We start from the raw sequence: 22,253 nt of genomic DNA, 5'->3' as shown, positions 1-22,253 counted from the left end.
GTTGTTTTCCCTAAGTCGCTAGCGGTTGGGGCGTATAGAGCTTGCGCTTGGCCACGTACTGCACAACGCCGTCGGGCACCAAGTACCAGATCGGCCGGTTCTCCTCGGCGCGCTTGCGGCAGTCGGTCGACGAGATCGCCAGCGCGGGCACCTCGACGAGGTGCAGAGCGTCGGCGGGCAGCTCGGTCATCGCAGCCGCGATGTGCCTGCCGTCGAGCTCATAGCCGGGCCTGCTGACGCCGATGAAGCTGGCGATCGAGAACATCTCCTCCCAGTTCTGCCACGACAGGATCGAGGCCAGCGCATCGGCGCCGGTGATGAAGAACAGATCGGCGCCCGGGTTGAGCGCGCGCAGGTCGCGCAGCGTGTCCTTGGTGTAGGTGGGGCCGCCGCGGTCGATGTCGACGCGGCTCACCGTGAACCGCGGGTTGGATGCGGTCGCGATCACGGTCATCAGGTAGCGGTCCTCGGCGGCGCTGACGTAGCGGTGCTTCTGCCACGGCTGCCCGGTCGGCACGAACACCACCTCGTCGAGCCCGAACAGCTCGGCGACCTCGCTGGCGGCGACCAGGTGGCCGTTGTGGATGGGGTCGAACGTCCCACCCATCACGCCGAGCCTGCGTCGATAAGCCACGAACAGCCAGCTTACGGGAGCGTCGGGAGCCGGTCGTCCGCTGCCGACATCGACATTTTGGTGCGTTCTTCTCGCACTTTTGCAGCCATTCGTCGGTTTGGGCGAAAAGGGGATCAGACCGGCAGCAGCTGGTCGATCACCGCGGCCAGCTGCTTGGCCGACCGGCACTCGTGCATGGTGATGACCTCGGAGTAGCGCGGCACCGCGGAGTCACCGCTGCCCCACAGGTGCCGCGGTTCGGGGTTCAGCCAGTGGGCGTGCCTGCTCGCGTTGACCATGTGCGCCAGCAGTTCGAGCTCGGGGTTGCGATAGTTGTTGCGGCCGTCGCCGAGCACCAGCAGCGAACTGCGCGGTGACAACACGTTGGGCCAGCGGTCCATGAACGACGCGAACGCGTGGCCGTAGTCGGAGTGTCCGTCGCGGGTGTACACGCCGGCCTCGCGGGTGATGCGCTGCACCGCGACCGCCAGGTCGGCGTCCGGACCGAACAATTCGGTCACCTCGTCGGTGGTGTCGATGAAGGCGAACACCCGCACCCGGGAGAACTGCTGGCGCAGCGCGTGCACGAGCATCAGGGTGAAGTGGCTGAATCCGGCGACCGACCCGGAGACGTCACAGAGCACGACGAGCTCGGGGCGGGCCGGGTGCGGCTTCTTGAGCACCACGTCGATCGGCACCCCGCCGGTCGACATCGACTTGCGCAACGTCTTGCGCAGGTCGATCTCCCCGGCCCGCGAGCGACGCCGCTTGACCGCGAGCCGGGTGGCCAGCGTGCGCGCCAACGGTTGCACGACCTTGCGCATTTGGCGCAGCTGCTCGCCGGAGGCCCGCAGGAACTCGACGTTCTCGGTGAGCTGCGGTACACCGTACATCTGCACGTGGTCGCGACCCAGCTGCTCGGCGGTGCGCCGCTTCGTCTCCGCCTCGACCATCCTGCGCAACTGGTTGATGCGCTGTGCGGCAAGGGCTTTGGCGATCTGTTCCTGGGTCGGTGTCGGCTCGTCGCCGTACGGCGCGAGCAGACCGGCAAGCAGCCGGCCCTCGAGATCGTCGAGGTTCATCGACTTGAGCGCCTGATACGACGAGTACGACGGTCCGCGGCTGGAGTTGTACCGCCCGTATGCCTCGACGATCTGGGCGATCATCGCGGCCAGCCGTTCGTCGAGATTGGCCAGGTCCTCGTTGTCGGCGAGCATGTCCAGCAGCGCCGAACGCATGGCCTCGATGTCCTCGGGCGGCAGCCCCTGATCGTCGGTGCCGTCGGCATCGGGGTCCACGACGACGGTCCTGGCGCCCAGCGCCGCGGGGAACCACAGGTCGAACATCGCGTCGTAGGTGTCGCGGTGGTCGGGACGGCGCAGCACCGCGCAGGCGATGCCCTCGCGCAACACCTCCCGGTCGCCGAGACCCAGCACCGACATCACCCGGCCCGCATCGACGGTCTCCGACGGTCCCACCGAAATTCCCTGGCCCCGCAGCGCTTCGACGAACCCGACGAGATGACCGGGCAGGCCGTGCGGGGCCAGCGGCTGCGGTGGGCGGGTCCGGCGGACGGCCATGTCAGTTGAGCCTCAGCTCGCCCGCCGCTTTGATCTGGTCGGACTGGTGCTTGAGCACCACACCCAGCGTGGCGGCGATGGTGGCGTCGTCGATGGTGTCGAGTCCCAGCGCCAGCAACGTGCGACCCCAGTCGATGGTCTCGGCCACCGACGGCAGCTTCTTGAGCTGCATGCCGCGCAGCACACCGATGATGCGAACCAGTTCGTCGGCGAGGTGCTCGGGCAGTTCGGGCACGCGCGACAACAGGATTCGCCGCTCGAGGTCGGGGTCGGGGAAGTCGATGTGCAGGAACAGACAGCGACGCTTGAGCGCCTCGGACAGTTCCCGGGTCGCGTTGGAGGTCAGCACGACGAACGGCGCCCGTTCGGCGCTGATGGTCCCGAGTTCGGGCACGGTCACCGCGAAGTCCGACAGCACCTCCAGCAGCAGGCCCTCGATCTCGATGTCGGCCTTGTCGGTCTCGTCGATGAGCAGCACGGTGGGGTCGGTGCGCCGGATCGCGGTCAGCAGCGGGCGCGACAGCAGGAACTCCTCGCTGAACACGTCGTCGCGGGTGGAATCCCAGTCGCCATGCCCCGCCTGGATCCGCAGGATCTGTTTGGCGTGGTTCCATTCGTAGAGCGCGCGGGCCTCGTCGACACCCTCGTAACACTGCAGCCGCACCAGCCCCGATCCGGTGGCCTGCGCCACCGCGCGGGCCAGCTCGGTCTTGCCGACGCCTGCGGGCCCCTCCACCAGCAGCGGCTTTCCCAGCCGGTCGGCGAGGAAGACCGCGGTCGCGGTCGCGGTGTCGGGCAGGTAGCCCGTCTCGGCCAGCTTGCGCGCGACATCGTCGATGTCGGCGAACAGCGGCGCGGGGCGTGCCGGGACGCTCACGTGCCGGGTCCCCTTCTCTTGGCGCAAGCGCTCATCGGTCTCCTGTTCAGGCCGGGCGGGTGTGGCCGTCTCCCCACACGATCCACTTGGTTGACGTCAACTCGGGCAGACCCATGGGTCCGCGGGCGTGCAGCTTCTGGGTGGAGATGCCGATCTCGGCACCGAAGCCGAACTGCTCGCCGTCGGTGAACGCCGTCGATGCGTTCACCATCACCGCCGCGGCATCGACGCGCTCCGAGAAGCGTTGTGCTGCAGCAAGATCCGTCGTCACGATGGCCTCGGTGTGTCCCGTGCCGTACTCGTTGATGTGCGCGATCGCCCCGTCCACCCCGTCGACCACGGCCAGCGCGATGTCCATGGACAGGAACTCGGCGCGCAGGTGCTCCTCGCTCGGGTCGACGTGCACCGTGACTCCGGCGTCCTGCAGCGCCGTGGTCAACCGCGGCACTGCGTGCTCGGCGATGGCCGCGTCGATCAACAGCGACTCGGCGGCATTGCAGACGCTGGGCCTGCGCGTCTTGGCGTTGAGCACGATGCGCTCGGCGACGTCGAGGTCCGCCGATCCGTGGACGAAGACATGGCAGTTGCCCACGCCGGTCTCGATGGTGGGCACCGTCGCGTCGCGGACCACCGCGTCGATCAGCCCGGCACCGCCGCGTGGAATGACCACGTCGACCAGACCGCGGGCCTGGATGAGGTGCGTGACACTCGCACGGTCCTGGCTCGGGAGCAGTTGCACAGCGTCGACCTCGAGAAGTTCGGTCGCCAGCGCGGCGCGCAACGCGTTCACCAGGGCCGCGTTCGACCTCGCCGCCGACGAGCTACCGCGCAGCAGCACCGCGTTGCCCGATTTCAAGGTCAGCCCGAAGGCGTCCACGGTGACGTTGGGCCTGCCCTCGTAGACGATGCCGACCACGCCGAGCGGGACGCGCTGCTGGCGCAGCTGCAGGCCGTTGACCAGCGTGCGTCCGCGCAGGACCTCGCCGATGGGATCGGGCAGCCCGGCCACTTGGCGCAACCCGTCGGCGATCCCGTCGATGCGGTTCGGATTCAACGCCAGCCGATCGAGCATCGCCTCCGGCGTTCCGGCGGCACGCGCGGCGTCGAGGTCCTGCTGGTTGGCCTCGAGGATCTGCCGGGTCGACATCAGGACGTGGTCGGCGGCCGTGTTCAGCGCGCGGTTCTTGACGTCGGTGCTCAGCGTCGCGAGCGCGCGGGAGGCCACCCGGGCTCGCCGCGCGGCATCGTGGACCTGCTCGCGCAGGTCAACAGCTGCTGGCGCCTGAACACTCATCAGTCCAGCGTATCGGGTGTTACATGGGCGGGTTCGAGCGAGGGCTTCGCAGGCGCACCGCCTGAGGTTGTGCTGGCGCGATGCGCTCCCTAACGTCCACAAGGTGGCACGGGTGTGCAGCCGGGTATGCGTAGTTGGCAGTCTCAACGCCGACCTCACGTTCAGCGTGCGTGCCCTGCCCCGCCCCGGCCAGACCGTGCTCGCCTCCGCGCTGACGTCGTCGCCGGGCGGCAAGGGCGGCAACCAGGCGGTCGCGGCCGCCCGTGCCGGCGCATCGGTGCAACTGGTCGCGGCGCTGGGCAGCGACGCCGCGGCCGAGCAGTTGCGCGCGCACCTGCGCGCCAACGACGTCGGGATGGACGGCGTGGTGACGCTGCCGGGCCCCACCGGCGCGGCGGTCATCCTCGTCGACGCGGCGGCCGAGAACACCATCGTCGTGGCGCCCGGCGCGAATGGCGCATTGAGCGTGCAGTCCGACGACGTCCGCGCCGTCATCGCCGACAGCGACGTAGTGCTGCTGCAACTCGAGATTCCGGTCGCCACAGCGGTCGTCGCAGCGCGGGCGGCGCGCGCGGCCAACGCGGTCGTCATCGTCAACGCCTCACCGTCCGGCGCCCCGCCGCACGAGCTGCTGGCACTTTCCGAGTCCGCCGACGTCGTGGTGGTCAACGAAATCGAAGCCGGCGAATGGCACTGGCCCGTACCGCATCTGGTGATAACGCGAGGCGCGCGCGGTGCCAGCTATCTCGGCGCGGACGAACGCTTCGGTGTGCCCGCCCCCGTCGTGAAAGCGGTGGACACCACCGGGGCCGGTGATGTGTTCGCGGGAGTGCTCGCGGCCGGCTGGCTGGACGGCCACGAGACGGCGTTGCGCCGTGCGTGCGCGGCGGCCGCGCTGTCGACTCTGGTGCCCGGCGCGGGCGACTGCGCACCCTATGCCGAGGCGATCGATGATGCCATCGCGGATACATCAGCCGACAGGAAGGCAACCGAGGGACACCGATGACCGAACCGAGCACCACACCGCGGCCGCCCGACGGCGACTGGCTAGGCACGCCGTACCTGAAGTTCACCCGTGAGGGTCCGTTCGGGGTCTGCCGGCTCGACCGCCCCGAGGCGCGCAACGCGATGACACCCGCGATGTACTTCGGCATCCGCTACGCGGTGCGCCACGTCGACGCGGACGCCGACCTGGCGGGTCTGCTGATCACCGGCACCGGCGACGTGTTCGCGCCCGGGGGCGACATGGGCGGCGGCGACGGCAGCGACAACTGGCTGACGTTCGGCTCGGCGCTCGGCATGGACGTGACACCGTTCGAGACGCTGCGCCAGTCGGTCAAGCCGGTCGTATCGGCGGTCAACGGGTTGTGTCAGGGCGGCGGCCTGCAGATCGCGTTGTGCAGCGACATGACGGTCGTCAGCGACAGGGCGACGTTCCGGGTACCCGAACTGCTGCGGGGCATCGCCGACACCTATTACAGCCAGGTGTTGGCGCGGCTGATCGGACCGGCGCGCACCCGCGACCTGATGCTGACCGGCCGCACGTTGAGCGCGCAGGAGGCGCTGGACTGGGGCATGGTCGCCAGGGTGGTGGCCCACGACGAGCTGCTCGACGCGGCCCGCGACGTGCTCGGGCAGTGCTGCCGGACCGCTCCGGGCGCCAGGAGCGTGGTGAAGTCGAGCCTGGACAACTATCTGGGCCTGTTCGACCGTATCGGCATGCAGGCCAGCTACTCCTCCGCCGAGGCGATGGAGGGATTCCGCGCGTTCAAGGAGCGCCGCTCGCCCGACTGGGTGCACCCGCAGTTGCGCACCGGTGGGCGCCTCTAGCCGGCGAAGTGTGACAGGCATCAGGAGAAGGAGGCGTCGTGCCAGTCGTCGCGATCGTGCTGTTCGCCGTGTTCGCCGTGCTCGGATTCGGTTGGCGTAGTTGGCAGCAGCGTCGCCGTACCGGGTCGACGGGGTTCCATGGGGTCAGCGGTAGGCCGCTGTCGGCCGAGTGGTTCGCCGGCATCGGCTTCGTCGTGGCCATGGCCGCCGCGGTGTTCGCGCCGATCCTGCAGCAGGCCGGTGTGCTCGCCCCCGTGGCGGTTCTGGACCGGACTTGGCTCAACATCGCAGGCATCGCGCTCGCCGTGCTCGGCATCGCCGCCACGCTCTACGCTCAGGTCGACATGGGTGACTCGTGGCGGATCGGGGTCGACGCCGAGGAGACCACCACGTTGGTGCGCAGCGGCGTGTTCGGTCGGGTGCGCAACCCGATCTTCTCGGCGATGATCGTCTTCGCCGTCGGCCTCGCCCTGATCACACCCAATCCGCTGGCGCTCGCAGGCTTCGTGTTGCTGGTCGCGACGATCCAGGCGCAGGTGCGCGTCGTCGAGGAACCGTATCTGCTGGCCACCCACGGCGACGTCTACCGCGACTACCGGTCGGCCGTGGGGCGTTTCGTGCCCGGACTGGGCAAGCGGCGCTGAGGCCTACTCCTCGGGGATCTCGTTCTCGATCTCGTCGAGCCAGGTGCGCGCGGTCATGTCCGACGGCGCCCGCCAGTCACCGCGCGGCGAGAGCGATCCGCCGTGCGACACCTTCGGCCCGTTGGGCAACGCCGACCGCTTGAACTGGGCGAACGAGTAGTAGCGTTGCGCGAAGACCTGCAGCCAGTGGCGAATCTCCTTCAGCGAGTAGGCCGGTCGCTTGCTTTCCGGGAACCCGGTGGGCCAGTCGCCGCGGCGCGGATCGCTCCAGGCGTGCCAGGCCAGGAACGCCACCCGCGACGGCCGAAAACCGTAGCGCAGCACCTGAAACAGCGAGAAGTCCTGCAGCACGTACGGGCCGACCTTGGACTCGCTGCTCTGGATCTCCTCGTCTTCACCGGCGGGCACCAGTTCGGGTGAGATCTCGGTGTCGAGCACCGATTGCAGCACCTCGTTGACGGTGTCGTCGAACTCGTGCGCCGAAATCACCCAGCGGATCAGGTGTTGAATCAACGTCTTGGGCACACCACCGTTGACGTTGTAATGCGACATCTGGTCGCCGACACCGTATGTCGACCAGCCGAGGGCCAACTCGGACAGATCACCGGTGCCCAGTACGATGCCGCCGCGCTGGTTGGCCAGCCGGAACAGATAATCGGTGCGCAGACCGGCCTGCACGTTCTCGAATGTGACGTCGTAGACCTTCTCGCCACGGCCGAACGGGTGGTCGATGTTCTTGAGCATCAGCTCCGCGGTCGAGGAGATGTCGAGCTCGGTGAACGTCACGCCCAACGCCTCGGCCAGCCGCGCGGCGTTGTCCTTGGTGCGCTCGCCGGTGGCGAAGCCGGGCATGGTGAACGTGAGAATGTCGCTGCGCGGGCGTCCTTCGCGGTCCATCGCGCGGGCCGCGACGATCAGGGCGTGCGTCGAGTCCAGGCCGCCCGAGAGCCCGAGCACCACCTTGGGATAGTCCAGCGCGCGCAGCCGCTGTTCGAGGCCGGCGACCTGGATGTTGTATGCCTCGTAGCAATCCTGTTGCAGCCGTTCGGGATCCGACGGGACGAAGGGGAACCGCTCGATATCGCGGAGCAGGCCGATGTCACCAGACGGCGGGTCGAGCTCGAACTCGATGCGCCGGAACGCATCCGTGGCCACGGCGTGGTGGCGGCGGTTGTCGTCGAAGGTGCCCATCCGGATGCGCTCGGAGCGCAGCCGTTCCAGGTCGACGTCGGCCACCGAGCGCCGCTCACCCTTCGGGAACCGCTCGGACTGGGCGAGACATTCGCCGTTCTCCCAGATCATCGTCTGGCCGTCCCACGCCAGGTCGGTGGTGGACTCCCCCTCCCCCGCGGCGGCGTAGACGTACGCCGCCAGGCACCGCGCCGACGCCGACCGCGCCAGCAGGCACCGGTCCTCAGACCGCCCGATCGTGATGGGGCTGCCCGAAAGGTTCGCCAGCACGGTCGCCCCGGCCAGCGCGGCCGACGCGCTGGGCGGGATCGGCACGAACATGTCCTCGCAGATCTCGACGTGCAGAACGAATCCCGGCAGGTCGGCGGCGGTGAACAACAGGTCCGTCCCGAACGGCACATCGACGCGCTCAGCCCCGCGACCCATCCGAATCGCCCCGCGCACATCATCACCGGGGGCCATCTGGCGGCGTTCGTAGAACTCGCGATAGGTCGGCAGATACGACTTCGGCACCACGCCGAGCACCCGTCCGCGGTGGATGACGACTGCGGTGTTGTAGATCCGGTGCCGGTAGCGCAGCGGCGCCCCGATCACCAGCACCGGCATCAGCTGTTGGGAGGCCACCACCACGTCGAGCAGCGCCTCCTCGACCGCATCGAGCAGCGCGTCCTGCATCACGATGTCCTCGATCGAATAACCCGAGAGCGTCAACTCGGGGAACACCGCGAGCGCGACGCTGTCGTCGTGGCACTCATGCGCCAGGCCCAGCACCGACTCGGCGTTCGCGCGCGGGTCGGCGAGCGTCGTGTGGTGCGTACAGGCGGCGACACGGACGAAGCCCTGGCGATACGCCGAGTAAAAGTCCATGCCTCATTGTTGCCCGAAAGGTCAACGGGGTATGCAAGCAGCCATGAGTGATGTCGCCGTCGTAGTCATCGACATGATGAACACCTACCGCCACCCCGACGCCGAGAAATTGGCGCCGAATGTCGCCGAGATCATCGACCCGCTCGCCGGGCTGGTCGATGAGGCCCGCCGCCGCGACGACGTCACCCTGATCTACGTCAACGACAACTACGGCGACTTCACCGCACAGTTCGACGACCTCATCAAGGCCGCGCTGGACGGTGAGCGGCCCGACCTCGTCGAGCCGATCCTGCCCGTCGAGGGGTGCCGGATGATGACCAAGGTCCGTCACAGCGCGTTCTACGCGACCTCGTTGGCCTACCTGCTCGCCCAGATGAAGCCGCGGCGGCTGGTGCTCACCGGCCAGGTCACCGAGCAGTGCATTCTCTACACCGCACTGGACGCCTACGTCCGGCACTTCCCGGTGACGGTGCCGCCCGACGCGGTCGCCCACATCGACCCCGAGCTCAGCGACGCGGCCCTGACGATGATGAAGCGCAACATGAAAACCGAGCTCATCGCCGCCGGCGAGTGCTTGGACTGACGCTGCGTGCGCTGACCACAACGCGCTGACCTGCACGAAAAACTCGTCGGCGGAGTCAGCGAATACCCTCGACGGAGTGGATGCGCCGGAACTCGTCAGCCTGTTGCGCGGTCGCCGCATCGCGGTGCTGACCGGCGCGGGCATGTCCACCGACTCGGGTATCCCCGACTACCGCGGACCGGACTCGCCGCCGTCCAACCCGATGACGATCCGGCAGTTCGTATCCGATACCGGCTTCCGGCAGCGCTACTGGGCACGCAACCACGTCGGCTGGCGTCACATGGACGCGACGCTGCCCAATGCCGGCCACCGCTCGCTGGCCGCCTTGGAAGCCGCGGGGGTGGTGTCCGGGCTGATCACCCAGAACGTCGACCTGCTGCACACGAAGGCGGGCAGCAGCAACGTCGTCAACCTGCACGGAACGTATGCGCAGGTCATCTGCCTGGACTGCGGACACACCATGTCGCGGGCCGCCCTGGCCGAACTGCTGGAGGCGGCCAATCCCGGCTTCGCCCAGCGCGCCGAGGCCGTCGGCGGCATCGCCGTGGCGCCGGATGCCGACGCGGTCGTGGGCGACACCGCGTCCTTTCACATCGTCGACTGTCCGGGCTGCGGCGGAATGCTCAAGCCCGACATCGTGTACTTCGGCGAGAGCGTGCCGAAAGAGCGTGTGGAGCGGGCGTTTTCACTCGTCGACGACGCCGGCGCGCTGCTGGTCGCCGGATCGTCGCTGACGGTGTACTCCGGATACCGCTTCGTCCGGCACGCGGCGGCCAACGGCATGCCCATCGCGATCGTCAACCGCGGACCGACGCGTGGGGACGCTCTGGCGACGGTGAAAGTCGACAACGGATGCTCGCCCATGCTGGCGTTGTTGCTCGACGAGCTGCCTGCGCTGGCGGATTCGGCTTGAACGTCGGTGTGCTCGATGAAACCGATGACGACGCCTCCTCGCTCCGCGACCTGATCGAACGTCAACGACCCGATCCGGGCCCGGTCGAGGGTCGCTGGGCGCTGGGTGTCGGCGACATGATCGCCGATCACTCGCTGACCCCCGACAAGCTGCGCTGGCTGGTGCGCAAGCCGAACCACTTCGCCGGCGTGGCCATCAGCGAGGAGTCGGTCGAGTTCGACGGCGACAGCGTCGAGTGGGCCGACATCGAGCAGGTCCGCACCCGCAGCATGGTCGGCACGCGCGAGTTGACGCCGGGCATGCTGGCGGCGGTGATCCTCGCCGACCCGGCTGTCCGGGCCTGTTTAGCGCACCGGAATCGCTACTGGACGGCCACCAGGTCGTCGGCGTGCACCGCCGGCCGGCGCATGTCGGAAGGCAGGTCGGCGGTTGAGCGGCCCAGCATCGTCGCCAGTTCGGTGTGGTCGTAGGCCACCACACCGCGCGCGACCAAGGTCGCGTCCTGGGCGCGCAACTCCACCACATCGCCGCCGTAGAACCGGCCCGACACCGCGGTGATGCCGGCAGGCAGCAGCGAACGGCGCTGCCGAACCACGGCGCGCACCGCCCCGTCGTCGAGCGTGAGCGCCCCGGCCACCTCGGCGGCGTAGCGCAGCCAGAATCGGCGCGCCGACATCCGTTCGGGCCGCGGCGCGAACACGGTGCCGACCGATGCGTCGGCCAGCGCCGTCGCAGCGTCCGACGCCGCCGCCAGCAGCACCGGGACGCCGGCATCGGCGGCCAGCAGCGCCGACGACAACTTCGACGCCATCCCGCCGGTGCCCAGATGGCTGCCACGGCCGGCGACCACCCCGTCGAGGTCATCGGGACGGGCGACCTCAGTGATGAAGCGCGCGTTGCTGTTTCCCTTGCGGCGCGGGTCTCCGTCGTAGAGGCCGTCGATGTCCGACAACAGCACCAGCGCGTCGGCACCGACCAGGTGCGCCACCAGCGCCGAAAGCCGGTCGTTGTCGCCGAACCGGATCTCGTTGGTGGCCACGGTGTCGTTCTCGTTGACGATCGCGACCGCGTGCAACGCACGCAACCGGTCGAGCGTGCGTTGGGCGTTGGTGTGCTGCACCCGCATCGCGATGTCGTGGGCGGTCAGCAGCACCTGGCCGACGGTGCGGCCATAGCGGGCGAACGCCGTGCTCCACGCGTTGACCAGTGCGACCTGGCCGACACTGGCCGCGGCCTGTTTGGTGGCCAGATCCACGGGCCGCCGGGCCAACTTGAGCGGTTCGATGCCGGCCGCGATCGCTCCGGACGATACGATCACCACGTCGGAGCCGGCCTCCATTCGCGCTTCGATGGCGTCGGCCAGCGTGGCGAGCCGGGCCGCGTCGAAGACGCCCGACGGACTGGTCAGCGCGGTGGTGCCGATCTTGACGACGACGCTGCGCGCGGTGCGGACGGCATCGCGAGCGCTCGATGGCGCGGTCATTCAGGTTTGCCCCCGGGCTTGCGGCGTTCGCGCCGCGCGGCCTTGCGCTCGGCGGCGCCCACCCGGTCGGTATGGTCCAGCCGGGCGTCGGTGCCGCGTCCCGACAGCGGCACGTCGACACCGGCCGGCGTCTGCGGCTCCCAGTCGAACGTGACCTCGCCGATGGTGACCTCGCAGCCGGGCCGCGCGCCCAGCTTGAGCAGCTCGTCCTCGACGCCGAGGCGCGCTAGGCGGTCACCGAGGTATCCGACCGCCTCGTCGTTGTCGAAATCGGTCTGCGCGACCCAGCGTTCCGGCTGCGTTCCGCGTACGACGAAACCGCCGTGTGCGTCGGATTCGACGGTGAACCCGCTCTCGTCGACGGGGACGGGCCGGATGACCGGCCGGCGCGGCACCACCTCGGGCTGCGACTTGCGGTAAGCCGCGACCATCTCCCACAGCGCGAAAGTCAACGCGCGCAAACCTTCCCGGCTCACCGTCGACACCTCGAAGACGGGCCAGCCGTAGCGCCGCGCGACTTCGTCGCGCACGAAGTCGGCCAGTTCCCGCGCATCGGGCACGTCGATCTTGTTGAGCACGACCGCCCGTGGGCGCTCGGCCAGGTCGCCCAGCGCGGTGTCGCCCTGCAGCGTGGGAAGGTAGGCGGCCAGTTCGGATTCCAGCGCGTCGATGTCGGAGATCGGGTCACGGCCGGGGTCCATGGTGGCGCAGTCGACGACGTGCACCAACACCGCGCACCGCTCGATGTGGCGCAGGAAATCCAGGCCGAGTCCCCGGCCCTGGGAGGCGCCGGGGATCAGGCCGGGGACATCGGCGACGGTGAACGTGTGCTCACCCGCCGACACGACGCCCAGATTCGGCGCCAGCGTGGTGAACGGGTAGTCGGCGATCTTCGGCTTGGCCGCGGAGATGACCGAGACCAGCGAGGACTTGCCCGCCGACGGGAAACCGACGAGGCCGACGTCGGCGACGGTCTTGAGCTCCAGCGTCAGGTCGCGGACCTGACCCTTCTCGCCGAGCAGCGCGAAGCCGGGCGCCTTGCGGGCCCGAGACGCCAGCGCGGCGTTGCCGAGCCCACCGCGTCCGCCGGCCGCGGCCTCGAACCGGGTGCCCGCGCCGACGAGGTCGGCGAGAAGGCGGCCGTTCTCGTCGAGCACGACGGTGCCGTCGGGAACCTTGACCTCGAGATCGGCGCCTGCGGCCCCGTCGCGGTTGCTTCCCGCACCCTGCTTGCCCGACGGCGCGACGACGTGCGGATGGAAGTGGAAGTCGAGCAGCGTGTGCACCTGCGGATCGACGACCAGGACGATGCTGCCGCCGCGCCCGCCGTTGCCGCCGTCCGGTCCGCCGAGCGGTTTGAACTTCTCGCGGTGCACCGAGGCACAGCCGTTACCGCCGTTGCCCGCTCGCGCGTGGATCACGACGCGGTCGACGAACCGGGGCATCGTGATCACTCCTTCGAACGTAACGCCATGGCGGGATTGAGCTCGCGAGACCGCCGCAGCGTTACTTTCGCGAGCTTAAGCCTCCGGTCGCAGTACGCTGACCGTCTTGCGGCCGCGCTTGGTGCCGAAGGTGACCGCGCCGGGGGCGGTGGCGAACAGCGTGTCGTCGCCGCCACGGCCGACGTTCGTGCCGGGATGGAAATGGGTGCCGCGCTGGCGGACGATGATCTCGCCGGCCTTGACGATCTGGCCGCCGAAGCGCTTGACGCCGAGCCGCTGTGCGGCGGAGTCGCGACCGTTGCGAGAGCTGGAAGCGCCCTTCTTGTGTGCCATGGTGTCGCTCCTACTTGATGCCGGTGACCCGCAGGACCGTCAACTGCTGACGGTGGCCCTGCCGCTTGTGATAGCCGGTCTTGTTCTTGAACTTGTGGATGCGGATCTTCGGGCCCTTGGTGTGCTCGAGCACCTCGCCGGTCACCGCGACCTTCTCCAGCTCCTTGGCGGTGCTGGTGACGTTGGCGCCATCCACCACGAGCGCGACGGGCAGCGAGACGGATGCGCCGGCCTCGGCGTCGAGCTTTTCGACCTTGACCACGTCACCGACGGCCACCTTGTACTGCTTGCCGCCGGTCTTGACGATTGCGTAAGTCGCCATCGTGCTGCCACTCCTACGTCGTTCACTGGGCGCGCGCTATTCGCCGCTGCGCTGGTCTAGGTTTCGAAAACTTCGAGTGCCGCCGACTAAGCTCGATCCGAAGCCTGGCGACAACTGCTCAAGGCTACTTGAGCCGCCGCGTGAGGGTCAAATCACCGCAGGTCAGCTCGTCGGCTGGTCAGCTGTCGGCGGCGGGCGGTCCCGCGGGTCGGACGGCGGCGCGGCGGCGGTGCCGACCGGCCCGCACGGTCACCGCGGCCGGCTCGTCGTCCTCGTCGTCCTCGTCGTCCTCGTCGTCGGTGTCTTCGTCGTCGGTGTCTTCGTCGTCGGTGTCTTCGTCGCCGGAGTCTTCGTCGTCGGAGTCCTCACCGATGACCTCGATGTCGTCGTCGATATCGTCCTCATCGTCGTCGGAGTCCAGGTCGATCTCGTCGTCGTCCGTGTCGTCGTCGGTGTCGTCGTCGTCGGTGTCGTCGTCGGTGTCGTCGAAGTCGTCCGTGTCCTCGTCGTCGGTGTCGCCGTCGTCGAAGTCGTCCGTGTCGTCGTCGGTGTCGCCGACGGCCGCACGGATCGCCTCGGAGTCGGCTTCGGCCATCTCCTCGGCGGACTTCTTCTGCTCGTCCTCATCGTCGTCGTCGTCGTGACGACCGTTGGCAGCCGCCATCGCCTTGAACATCGGATGCTCGCCGGCGGGGTGCGGCGGCACCTTGGCGACGGCGACGTCCTCGGACTTGCGCTTGCCGCGCTTGCCGCGGCGACCGCCACCGCCGCCCTCGGACTTGCGCCCCGCCGGCGGGCCCGAGTCGATCGGATCGCCGTGCAGCATGATGCCCCGGCCGCCGCAGTGGGTGCACGACGTCGAGAATGCCTCGATGAGCCCGGTGCCGAGCTTCTTGCGCGTGAGCTGCACCAGTCCCAGCGAGGTGACCTCGGAGACCTGGTGGCGGGTGCGGTCGCGGGCCAGGGCCTCGGTCAGCCGGCGCAGCACCAGGTCGCGGTTCGACTCGAGCACCATGTCGATGAAGTCGATGACGACGATGCCGCCGATGTCACGCAACCGCAGTTGGCGCACGATCTCCTCGGCGGCCTCGAGGTTGTTGCGCGTGACGGTCTGCTCGAGATTGCCCCCGGACCCGGTGAACTTACCGGTGTTGACGTCGACGACGGTCATCGCCTCGGTGCGGTCGATGACCAGCGTGCCGCCCGACGGCAGCCACACCTTGCGGTCCATCGCCTTGGTCAGCTGTTCGTCGATGCGGTGCACGGCGAACACGTCCGGGGCGTCGGGTGAGGCGGGCTCGTACTTCGTCAGCCGCGGAAGGAGTTCGGGCGCGACGGAGGTGACGTACTCGTGGATGGTGTTCCAGGCCTCGGCACCGGACACGGTCAGGCCGGTGAAGTCCTCGTTGAACAGGTCTCGGATCACCTTGACCAGCACGTCGGGCTCCTCGTAGAGCGCGACGGCCGCACCGGCCTTCTTCTGGGTGATCTCGGCGGCCTTGGCCTCGATCTCCGACCACCGTTTGGCGAGGCGTTCGACGTCGGAGCGGATGTCTTCTTCCTTGACGCCTTCCGATGCGGTCCGGATGATCACGCCGGCGTTCGGCGGCACGACCTCGCGCAGGATCTCCTTGAGCCGCTGACGCTCGGTGTCCGGCAGCTTGCGGCTGATGCCCGTCGACGACGCGCCGGGCACGTACACCAGGTAACGGCCGGCCAGCGACACCTGCGTGGTCAGTCGGGCGCCCTTGTGACCGACCGGGTCCTTGCTGACCTGCACGACGACGTAGTCGCCCGGCTTGAGGGCCTGCTCGATCTTGCGGTTCTGCCCGCCGAGGCCGGCGGCCTCCCAGTTGACCTCACCGGCGTAGAGCACGCCGTTGCGGCCGCGGCCGATGTCGACGAACGCCGCCTCCATCGAGGGCAGGACATTCTGCACGATGCCGAGGTAGATGTTGCCCACGAGCGATGCCGACGCCGCCGACGTGACGAAGTGTTCGACGACGACGCCGTCTTCGAGCACCGCGATCTGGGTGTAGCGGGCGCCTTGGTGCGGCGGTTCGGTGCGCACCTTGTCGCGCACCACCATCATCCGCTCGACGGCCTCGCGGCGGGCCAGGAACTCGGCTTCGCTCAGGATCGGCGGGCGGCGCCTGCCTGCGTCGCGTCCGTCACGCCTGCGCTGGCGTTTGGCCTCCAGCCGGGTCGACCCGGTGATGCCCTGGATTTCGTTGTCCTTGTCCCCCTTGGCCTTGCGCGGCTCGCGCTCGTGCACGACGGTGTTGGGCGGATCGTCGGGTGAACCGGTGTCGCCGTCGTCCCCGGAGCCGGACTTGCGGCGGCGACGACGGCGGCGACGACGGTTGCCGCCCTCACCCCCATTGCTGTCGTCGTCGCCGGTGTCGTCGTCGGAGTCGTCGGAGTCATCGGAGTCGTCGTCGCCGTTGGAATCCTCGCCGTTCTGCTCGCCACGGCCACGGCCGCGCCCGCGCCGGCCACGGCGGCGCCGACGGCCCGAGGGCCGATCGGACTGGTCGTCGTCGGTGTCGGTATCGGTGTCGGTGTCGTCGTCGTCCTCGTCGTCGTCGTCGGCATCGGATTCGGCGCCGAATCGGACGGGCTGCGGTGCGACGAACAGCGGCAGGTAGTCCGCTCGCTCGGGCGTGTCCTGGGGCGCCGTCTCGAGCATCAGCCGCGATTCGGGTTCGTCGCCGTCACCGGCCTCGGCGTCAGCGGAGCCGGCCGGTTCGTCGGCACCCTCGGCGAGGGCTTCGCGGACCCGCTGGGCCTCGTCGTCCTCGACGGTGGACTGCGCGGTGCGCGGCCGGTCGTCGAGTGCGGCCAACGCATCGAGCACCCGCTTGCTGGTGGTACCGAGTACCCGCGCCAGCGAATGCACCCTCAGCTTGTCGGGCTGAGGCTCCTCCGCGTGTCGCGTCTCTTCTGATAGGTCTTCGGTAGGGGCATCTTCGGCCACTTAGTCTCCTTCAAGCCCCCGGGCGCGTCGTGTCTGACGCGGCCACGCGAGGGCCTCCGCTATTGGCCCGGATAACTTCCCCGAGCTTGTTGTGGTCTCGCCCCGGGCGGTCCTCGGTAGAGAACAATCCCGGCGCCGGTCTGAATGATGGCTGGACGGTCTGCGCCGCATCACGCGTGGCGATGGTCGCGCACGTCTAAGTCTTCATTCGGGCTTCCGGCCCCGGTTATTGACCGGCTACCCGAGGCAAGTATCCCACATCACCCCGCGCGCCCCGACCAAGCGGGGCGACTGGGCCTGTTTGCCGCGGTCTAGTTACCGGGAAACCAGAGCTCGATCTCGCGCTTGGCCGACTCCGGCGAATCCGAGCCGTGCACGAGGTTGTCCTGGGTGATCAGCGCGAAGTCGCCGCGGATGGTGCCCGGTGCGGCCTTCTCGACCGGGTCGGTACCGCCGGCGACCTGGCGGAACGCGGCGATGGCCCGCGGGCCCTCCACGATGGCGGCCACGACCGGACCGGAGGTGATGAATTCGAGCAGCGAGTCGAAGAACGGTTTGCCGTCGTGCTCGGCGTAGTGCTTGCGGGCCACTTCGTCGCTGACGTGCTGCAGCTGCAACGCCGCGATGGACAGACCTTTGCGTTCGATTCGGCTGAGAATCTCGCCGACCAGACGCCGCTTGACGCCGTCGGGCTTGATCAACACAAGGGTGCGCTCAGTCGGCTCAGTCACGGCCGACAGGATAGCCGTCCCGGCTGACTACTCGGCGGGATGCTGCTGTCCCGGCAGCTCCCCGCGTCGCTGCCTGCGCAGAACCTCGGCGCGCAGATAGGCGATCATCAGCCACACGATCAGGAAGATCACCCCGACGATGCCGACCGCCCCGTAGATGAAGACGCCGGCGATCAGCACCAGCTGCATGGCCAGGTTGACCCAGATCGCCCACGGGCGCCCCTGCACCCCGCACAGCAGCACCAGCACCACCGCGAGCCCGACGAAGTAGGCGGTGCTGGCCGGTGTCAGCCCGCCGCCGACCTTGCCCACCACCGGCAGCGCGAGCAGCACCACGATCGCCTCCAGGATCAGCGTGCCGGCCATCACGCCGCGGAAGCTCTTCCACGGGTCGGGTTGCTGCTCGGTCACTGCGGATCCTTTCCGAACAGCGTGCGCGCCGCTCCGGCGGTGACAACGGAACCGGTGATCACCATCCCGGCGCCACCGAACAATTCGCCCTCCTCGGCCGACTCCTCGACGATCGCGGTGGCCGTCTCGATCGCGTCGGCAAGGGTACTGGCGGTGATGACGCGTTCCGGTCCGAATCTCTGCTCGGCGTTCAGCGCCAGCGTCGCGACGTCGAGTGCGCGCGGGGAGCCGTTGTGCGTCACCACGATCTGGTCGAACACCGGCTCGAGTGCGGCCAGGATGCCGTCGACGTCCTTGTCCCCCATGACCGACACGACGCCGACGAGGTAGCGGAAGTCGAATTCCTCGCCGAGCGCCTGCGCCAGCGCTGCGGCACCGGCGGGATTGTGCGCGGCGTCGATGAAAACCGTTGGTGCGCTGCGCATCCGCTCGAGGCGACCCGGACTGGTCGCCGCCGCGAACCCGGACCGCACCGTTTCGATGTCGAGTTGGCGCTGAGCGCCCGCACCGAAGAAGGCCTCCACCGCGGCCAGCGCCACCACCGCGTTGTGCGCCTGGTGCTCACCGTGCAGAGGCAGGTAGATGTCGGTGTAGACACCGCCGAGTCCCTGCAGTTCGAGCAGCTGACCGCCGACCGCGACCTGCCTGCCCAGCACCGCGAACTCGGAGTCCTCGCGGGCGACGGCCGCGTCGGCGCGTACGGCCTGCGCCAGGAGCACCTCCATCGCCTCGGGTACCTGGCGCGAGATCACGGCCACGGTGCTCAAGTCCGCGCCGGATGGCACCGGGTCGGCTTCCTGTTCGGCGATGATTCCGGCCTTCTCGGCTGCGATGTCGGCGATGGTGTCGCCGAGGTACTCGGCGTGGTCCACCCCGATCGGGGTGATGACCGCGACGGGTGCCTTGACGATGTTGGTGGCGTCCCAGCGGCCACCGAGCCCGACCTCGACGACGGCGGCGTCGACGGGCGCGTCGGCGAAGGCGGCGAACGCCATCGCGGTCACCACCTCGAACTTGCTCATCGCCGGGCCGCCCGCCCCTTCGGACTGCTGATCGACCATCTGCACGAACGGCTCGAGCTCGCGGTAGGTCTCCACGTACTGCGCCGGCGAGATCGGGTGGCCGTCGATGGAGATGCGCTCGACCGCGGACTGCAGATGCGGGCTGATGGTGCGGCCGGTGCGGCGGCTGAACGCCGTCAGCAGGCCGTCGACCATCCGGGCCACCGACGTCTTGCCGTTGGTGCCTGCGATGTGGATCGCCGGATAGGTGCGCTGCGGCGAGCCCAGCAGCTCCATCAGCGTGGCGATCCGAGTAGTGCTCGGCTCCAGCTTGGTCTCGGGCCATCGCTGATCGAGCAGGTGCTCGACCTGCAGCAGCGCCGCGATCTCGTCCGGCGTCGGAACCTCGGCCGGAGGTAGCGGCTCCGGCTCGCTCATCTCAGCGACTCGAGCCTCGCGGTGATGCGGTCGACCTCCTCGGAGGCCAGCTGTCGACGGTCGCGGATCTTGGCCACGACATCGGCGGGGGCCTTGGCGAGAAACGCCTCGTTGCCGAGTTTGCCGGTGGTGGTTGCCAATTCCTTCTGTGCGGCAGCCAGGTCCTTCTCGAGTCTGCGCCGTTCTGCGGCGACGTCCACAGTGCCAGACGTGTCGACCTCCACGGTCACGGTGCCGCGGGTGAGCCGCACCTCGATCGCCGCGGTCGGCTGGAACCCCTCATCGTCGGCGGTCAGCCACGCCAGGGAACGAACGGCGGGCGCCTGCGCCGTCAGATCAGCCTCGGCGATGTGCGTCAACCGCGCCGGCACCTTCTGGCGGTCGGCCAGGCCCTGGTCGCTGCGGAACCGGCGCACCTCGGTGACCAGCTTCTGCATGTCGGCAACCCGCTGCGTGGCCTCGGCATCGACCGCGAAACCGCTCGGGGCGGGCCAGTCGGCGATCACCACCGACTCACCACCCGTCAGCGTCTTCCACAGCACCTCGGTGACGAACGGCATCACCGGGTGCAGCAACTTGAGCAGCGTGTCGAGCACCGAGGCAAGCACCCCTGTCGTGTGAGCGGTGTGTTCCCTTCGTCCCAACTGCACTTTGGCCAATTCGACGTACCAGTCGCAGAACTCGTCCCATGCGAAGTGGTACAGCGATTCGCAGGCCCGGCTGAACTCGTAACCGTCGAACGCCGAATCCACCTCGGCGCGAACCTCTTCCATGCGGCCGAGGATCCACCGGTCGGCGTCGGTGAGCTCGGCGGCATCCGGCAGCGGCGCCGGCGCAGCGCCGTTCATCAACGCGAACCTCGTGGCGTTGAACAGCTTGGTCGCGAAGTTGCGCGACGCGCGGGCGTGGTCCTCGCCGATGGACAGGTCGCCGCCGGGGCTGGCGCCGCGGGCCAGCGTGAAGCGCAGTGCGTCGGCCCCGAACTGCTCGACCCAGTCCAGCGGGTCGATTCCGTTGCCCCGCGACTTGCTCATCTTGCGGCCATGCTCGTCGCGAATCAGCCCGTGCAGGAACACGTTCTCGAACGGCACCTGCGGGCCGCGCTGCCCACCGAGGGTGATCGTGTCGTCGTCAGACACGAACCCACCGAACATCACCATCCGCGCCACCCAGAAGAACAAAATGTCGTAGCCGGTGACCAGTACCGTCGTCGGGTAGAACTTCGCGAGTTCGGGCGTCGGGTCGGGCCAGCCCATGGTGGAGAACGGCCACAGCGCCGAAGAGAACCACGTGTCGAGCACATCGGGGTCCTGCTCCCAGCCCTCCGGCGGCGTCTCGTCCGGCCCGAGGCAGACGGTTTGGCCGTCCGGTCCGTGCCAGATCGGGATGCGGTGGCCCCACCACAGCTGGCGCGAGATGCACCAGTCGTGCATGTTGTCCACCCACGCGAACCAGCGGGGCTCCAGGCTGGGCGGGTGAATCGTGATGTCGCCGTGGCGAACCGCGTCACCGGCCGCCTTGGCCAGCGATTCGACCTTCACCCACCACTGCAGCGACAGCCGCGGCTCGATCGGCTCACCGCTGCGCTCGGAGTGCCCGACGCTGTGGACGTAGGGCCGCTTTTCCTCGACGATGCGCCGCTGCTCGGCCAGCGCCTCACGGACCGCCACCCTCGCCTCGAAGCGGTCCTGTCCGTCGAAATGTGTTCCGGTCCCGATGATCCTGCCCTTGGTGTCCATGATCGAGGGCATGGGTAGCTGATGGCGCAGCCCGATCTCGAAGTCGTTGGGGTCGTGGGCGGGCGTGACTTTGACCGCACCCGTGCCGAATTCGGGGTCGACGTGCTCGTCGGCGACGATGACGATCTCGCGGTCGAGGAACGGGTGCGGCAGCGTCTTGCCGACCAGGTGCCGGTAGCGCTCGTCGTCGGGATGCACCGCGATCGCGGTGTCGCCCAGCATCGTCTCCACCCGGGTGGTGGCGACAACGATGTGGGGTTCGGCGTCGTCGAGGGAGCCGTAGCGGAAGGACACCAGTTCGCCATCGACGTCTTCGTACTTGACCTCGAGGTCGGAGATCGCTGTCTCAAGCACCGGTGACCAGTTCACCAGCCGCTCGGCCTGGTAGATCAGGCCCGCGTCGTAGAGACGCTTGAAGATGGTGCGCACCGCGCGGGAGAGACCGTCGTCCATCGTGAACCGGTCGCGGCTCCAGTCCACGCCGTCGCCGAGGCGACGCATCTGCCCGCCGATGGTGCCGCCGGATTCACGTTTCCAGTCCCAGACCTTGTCGACGAACAATTCGCGGCCGAAGTCCTCCTTCGACTTGCCGTCGACGGCCAGTTGCTTCTCGACCACGGACTGGGTGGCGATGCCCGCGTGGTCCATGCCAGGCAGCCACAGCACCTCATAGCCCTGCATGCGCTTGCGCCGGGTCAGGACGTCCATCAGCGTGTGGTCCAGCGCGTGGCCCATGTGCAGGTTGCCCGTCACGTTGGGCGGCGGCAGCACGATCGAATACGACGGCTTGGCGCTCGACGCGTCGGCGGTGAAATAGCCGGCGCTGACCCAGCCCTCGTAGAGTTCGCTTTCCACCGCGCCCGGGTCCCAGGACTTGGGCAGGGCGGCGGCGGCCGAATCGGGGATGGCGGTCACCCCGCAATTCTAGGAATCCGGCGCGGGCAGGCGGGAGGTGCCCCGACACGCCGCTGTTCAAGGGCG

Annotated in this window: 20 protein-coding genes; 6 read left to right on the top strand and 14 right to left on the bottom strand. The window is 68.8% G+C overall.

Annotated elements, in window-relative coordinates; all coding sequences use genetic code 11:
* Window positions 1–10: 10 nt before the first annotated feature.
* The 4 genes from nadD to K3G64_RS17275 all read right to left on the bottom strand — a co-directional run bounded on the left by nadD (window position 11) and on the right by K3G64_RS17275 (window position 4,364).
* Entirely contained in the window at window positions 11–607 is a 597-nt protein-coding gene (nadD, locus tag K3G64_RS17290; RefSeq protein ID WP_238950764.1) for a nicotinate-nucleotide adenylyltransferase, read from the bottom strand.
* Between the two features lie 140 nt (window positions 608–747).
* Complete coding sequence (locus K3G64_RS17285) at window positions 748–2,193, bottom strand: vWA domain-containing protein (RefSeq protein ID WP_238886046.1); 1,446 nt, start codon at window positions 2,191–2,193, stop codon at window positions 748–750.
* A gap of 1 nt (window position 2,194) precedes the next feature.
* Window positions 2,195–3,070, bottom strand: coding sequence for an AAA family ATPase (locus K3G64_RS17280; RefSeq protein ID WP_238886045.1), 876 nt, complete (start codon window positions 3,068–3,070; stop codon window positions 2,195–2,197).
* A gap of 46 nt (window positions 3,071–3,116) precedes the next feature.
* Complete coding sequence (locus K3G64_RS17275; protein WP_238886044.1) at window positions 3,117–4,364, bottom strand: glutamate-5-semialdehyde dehydrogenase; 1,248 nt, start codon at window positions 4,362–4,364, stop codon at window positions 3,117–3,119.
* 112 nt (window positions 4,365–4,476) lie between these two features.
* Between K3G64_RS17275 and K3G64_RS17270 the strand changes: the two genes are divergently transcribed.
* Genes K3G64_RS17270 through K3G64_RS17260 form a run of 3 tightly spaced genes read left to right on the top strand, consistent with a single transcriptional unit; the run spans window position 4,477 to window position 6,838 of the window.
* On the top strand, window positions 4,477–5,370 hold the full coding sequence (locus K3G64_RS17270; protein ID WP_238950762.1) for a ribokinase: 894 nt from the start codon (window positions 4,477–4,479) through the stop codon (window positions 5,368–5,370).
* Window positions 5,367–6,194 (top strand): enoyl-CoA hydratase/isomerase family protein, encoded by an 828-nt coding sequence (locus K3G64_RS17265; RefSeq protein WP_238886043.1) that lies wholly within the window; start codon window positions 5,367–5,369, stop codon window positions 6,192–6,194. The genes K3G64_RS17270 and K3G64_RS17265 overlap by 4 nt, the downstream gene beginning before the upstream one ends.
* Window positions 6,195–6,232: 38 nt before the next feature.
* A complete protein-coding gene (locus K3G64_RS17260; protein ID WP_238886042.1) occupies window positions 6,233–6,838 on the top strand; it encodes a methyltransferase family protein in 606 nt (201 codons plus the stop codon).
* A gap of 3 nt (window positions 6,839–6,841) precedes the next feature.
* On the opposite strand, the gene K3G64_RS17255 is transcribed toward K3G64_RS17260, so the two are convergent.
* Entirely contained in the window at window positions 6,842–8,896 is a 2,055-nt protein-coding gene (locus tag K3G64_RS17255) for an NAD(+) synthase (protein WP_238886041.1), read from the bottom strand.
* Window positions 8,897–8,939: 43 nt separating this feature from the next.
* Here K3G64_RS17255 and K3G64_RS17250 point away from each other — a divergent pair, with 43 nt between their 5' ends.
* From K3G64_RS17250 to K3G64_RS17240, 3 genes are all read left to right on the top strand, one after another.
* Window positions 8,940–9,479, top strand: a complete 540-nt coding sequence (locus tag K3G64_RS17250) for a cysteine hydrolase family protein (protein WP_238886040.1) — start codon at window positions 8,940–8,942, stop codon at window positions 9,477–9,479.
* 76 nt (window positions 9,480–9,555) lie between these two features.
* Window positions 9,556–10,392: an NAD-dependent protein deacetylase gene (locus K3G64_RS17245; protein ID WP_238886039.1), complete on the top strand. Its 837-nt coding sequence runs from the start codon at window positions 9,556–9,558 to the stop codon at window positions 10,390–10,392.
* On the top strand, window positions 10,389–10,862 hold the full coding sequence (locus tag K3G64_RS17240) for a hypothetical protein (RefSeq protein WP_238886038.1): 474 nt from the start codon (window positions 10,389–10,391) through the stop codon (window positions 10,860–10,862). Before K3G64_RS17245 ends, K3G64_RS17240 begins: the two co-directional genes overlap by 4 nt.
* Here the strand turns inward: K3G64_RS17240 and proB are convergent.
* The 9 genes from proB to K3G64_RS17195 all read right to left on the bottom strand — a co-directional run bounded on the left by proB (window position 10,754) and on the right by K3G64_RS17195 (window position 22,187).
* The gene (proB, locus tag K3G64_RS17235; RefSeq protein ID WP_238886037.1) at window positions 10,754–11,875 is read right to left on the bottom strand and encodes a glutamate 5-kinase; all 1,122 of its coding nucleotides are present in this window, start codon (window positions 11,873–11,875) and stop codon (window positions 10,754–10,756) included. The two genes, K3G64_RS17240 and proB, sit on opposite strands and share 109 nt — an antisense overlap.
* Complete coding sequence (obgE, locus tag K3G64_RS17230; protein WP_238886036.1) at window positions 11,872–13,320, bottom strand: GTPase ObgE; 1,449 nt, start codon at window positions 13,318–13,320, stop codon at window positions 11,872–11,874. Before obgE ends, proB begins: the two co-directional genes overlap by 4 nt.
* A 75-nt stretch (window positions 13,321–13,395) precedes the next feature.
* Window positions 13,396–13,653, bottom strand: coding sequence for a 50S ribosomal protein L27 (gene rpmA, locus K3G64_RS17225; protein ID WP_238886035.1), 258 nt, complete (start codon window positions 13,651–13,653; stop codon window positions 13,396–13,398).
* Between the two features lie 10 nt (window positions 13,654–13,663).
* Window positions 13,664–13,975 carry a 50S ribosomal protein L21 gene (gene rplU / locus K3G64_RS17220; RefSeq protein ID WP_238886034.1) on the bottom strand — a complete coding sequence of 104 codons (312 nt, stop codon included), beginning with the start codon at window positions 13,973–13,975 and terminating at the stop codon, window positions 13,664–13,666.
* Between the two features lie 178 nt (window positions 13,976–14,153).
* A complete protein-coding gene (locus tag K3G64_RS17215) occupies window positions 14,154–16,952 on the bottom strand; it encodes a translation initiation factor IF-2 N-terminal domain-containing protein (RefSeq protein ID WP_238886033.1) in 2,799 nt (932 codons plus the stop codon).
* A gap of 311 nt (window positions 16,953–17,263) precedes the next feature.
* Window positions 17,264–17,683, bottom strand: coding sequence for a nucleoside-diphosphate kinase (gene ndk, locus K3G64_RS17210; RefSeq protein ID WP_238886032.1), 420 nt, complete (start codon window positions 17,681–17,683; stop codon window positions 17,264–17,266).
* A 27-nt stretch (window positions 17,684–17,710) separates the two neighbouring features.
* Window positions 17,711–18,049, bottom strand: a complete 339-nt coding sequence (locus K3G64_RS17205) for a DUF4233 domain-containing protein (RefSeq protein ID WP_238950760.1) — start codon at window positions 18,047–18,049, stop codon at window positions 17,711–17,713.
* Between the two features lie 41 nt (window positions 18,050–18,090).
* Window positions 18,091–19,533 (bottom strand): bifunctional tetrahydrofolate synthase/dihydrofolate synthase, encoded by a 1,443-nt coding sequence (folC, locus tag K3G64_RS17200; RefSeq protein ID WP_238886031.1) that lies wholly within the window; start codon window positions 19,531–19,533, stop codon window positions 18,091–18,093.
* The gene (locus K3G64_RS17195) at window positions 19,530–22,187 is read right to left on the bottom strand and encodes a valine--tRNA ligase (RefSeq protein WP_238886030.1); all 2,658 of its coding nucleotides are present in this window, start codon (window positions 22,185–22,187) and stop codon (window positions 19,530–19,532) included. The genes folC and K3G64_RS17195 overlap by 4 nt, the downstream gene beginning before the upstream one ends.
* Between the last annotated feature and the right edge of the window lie 66 nt (window positions 22,188–22,253).

It is taken from the genome of Mycobacterium sp. IDR2000157661 (assembly GCF_022317005.1).
Lineage (GTDB): Bacteria > Actinomycetota > Actinomycetes > Mycobacteriales > Mycobacteriaceae > Mycobacterium.
The sequence above is the reverse complement of the archived record's forward strand: the minus strand, read 5'-3'. Positions and strand labels throughout refer to the sequence as shown.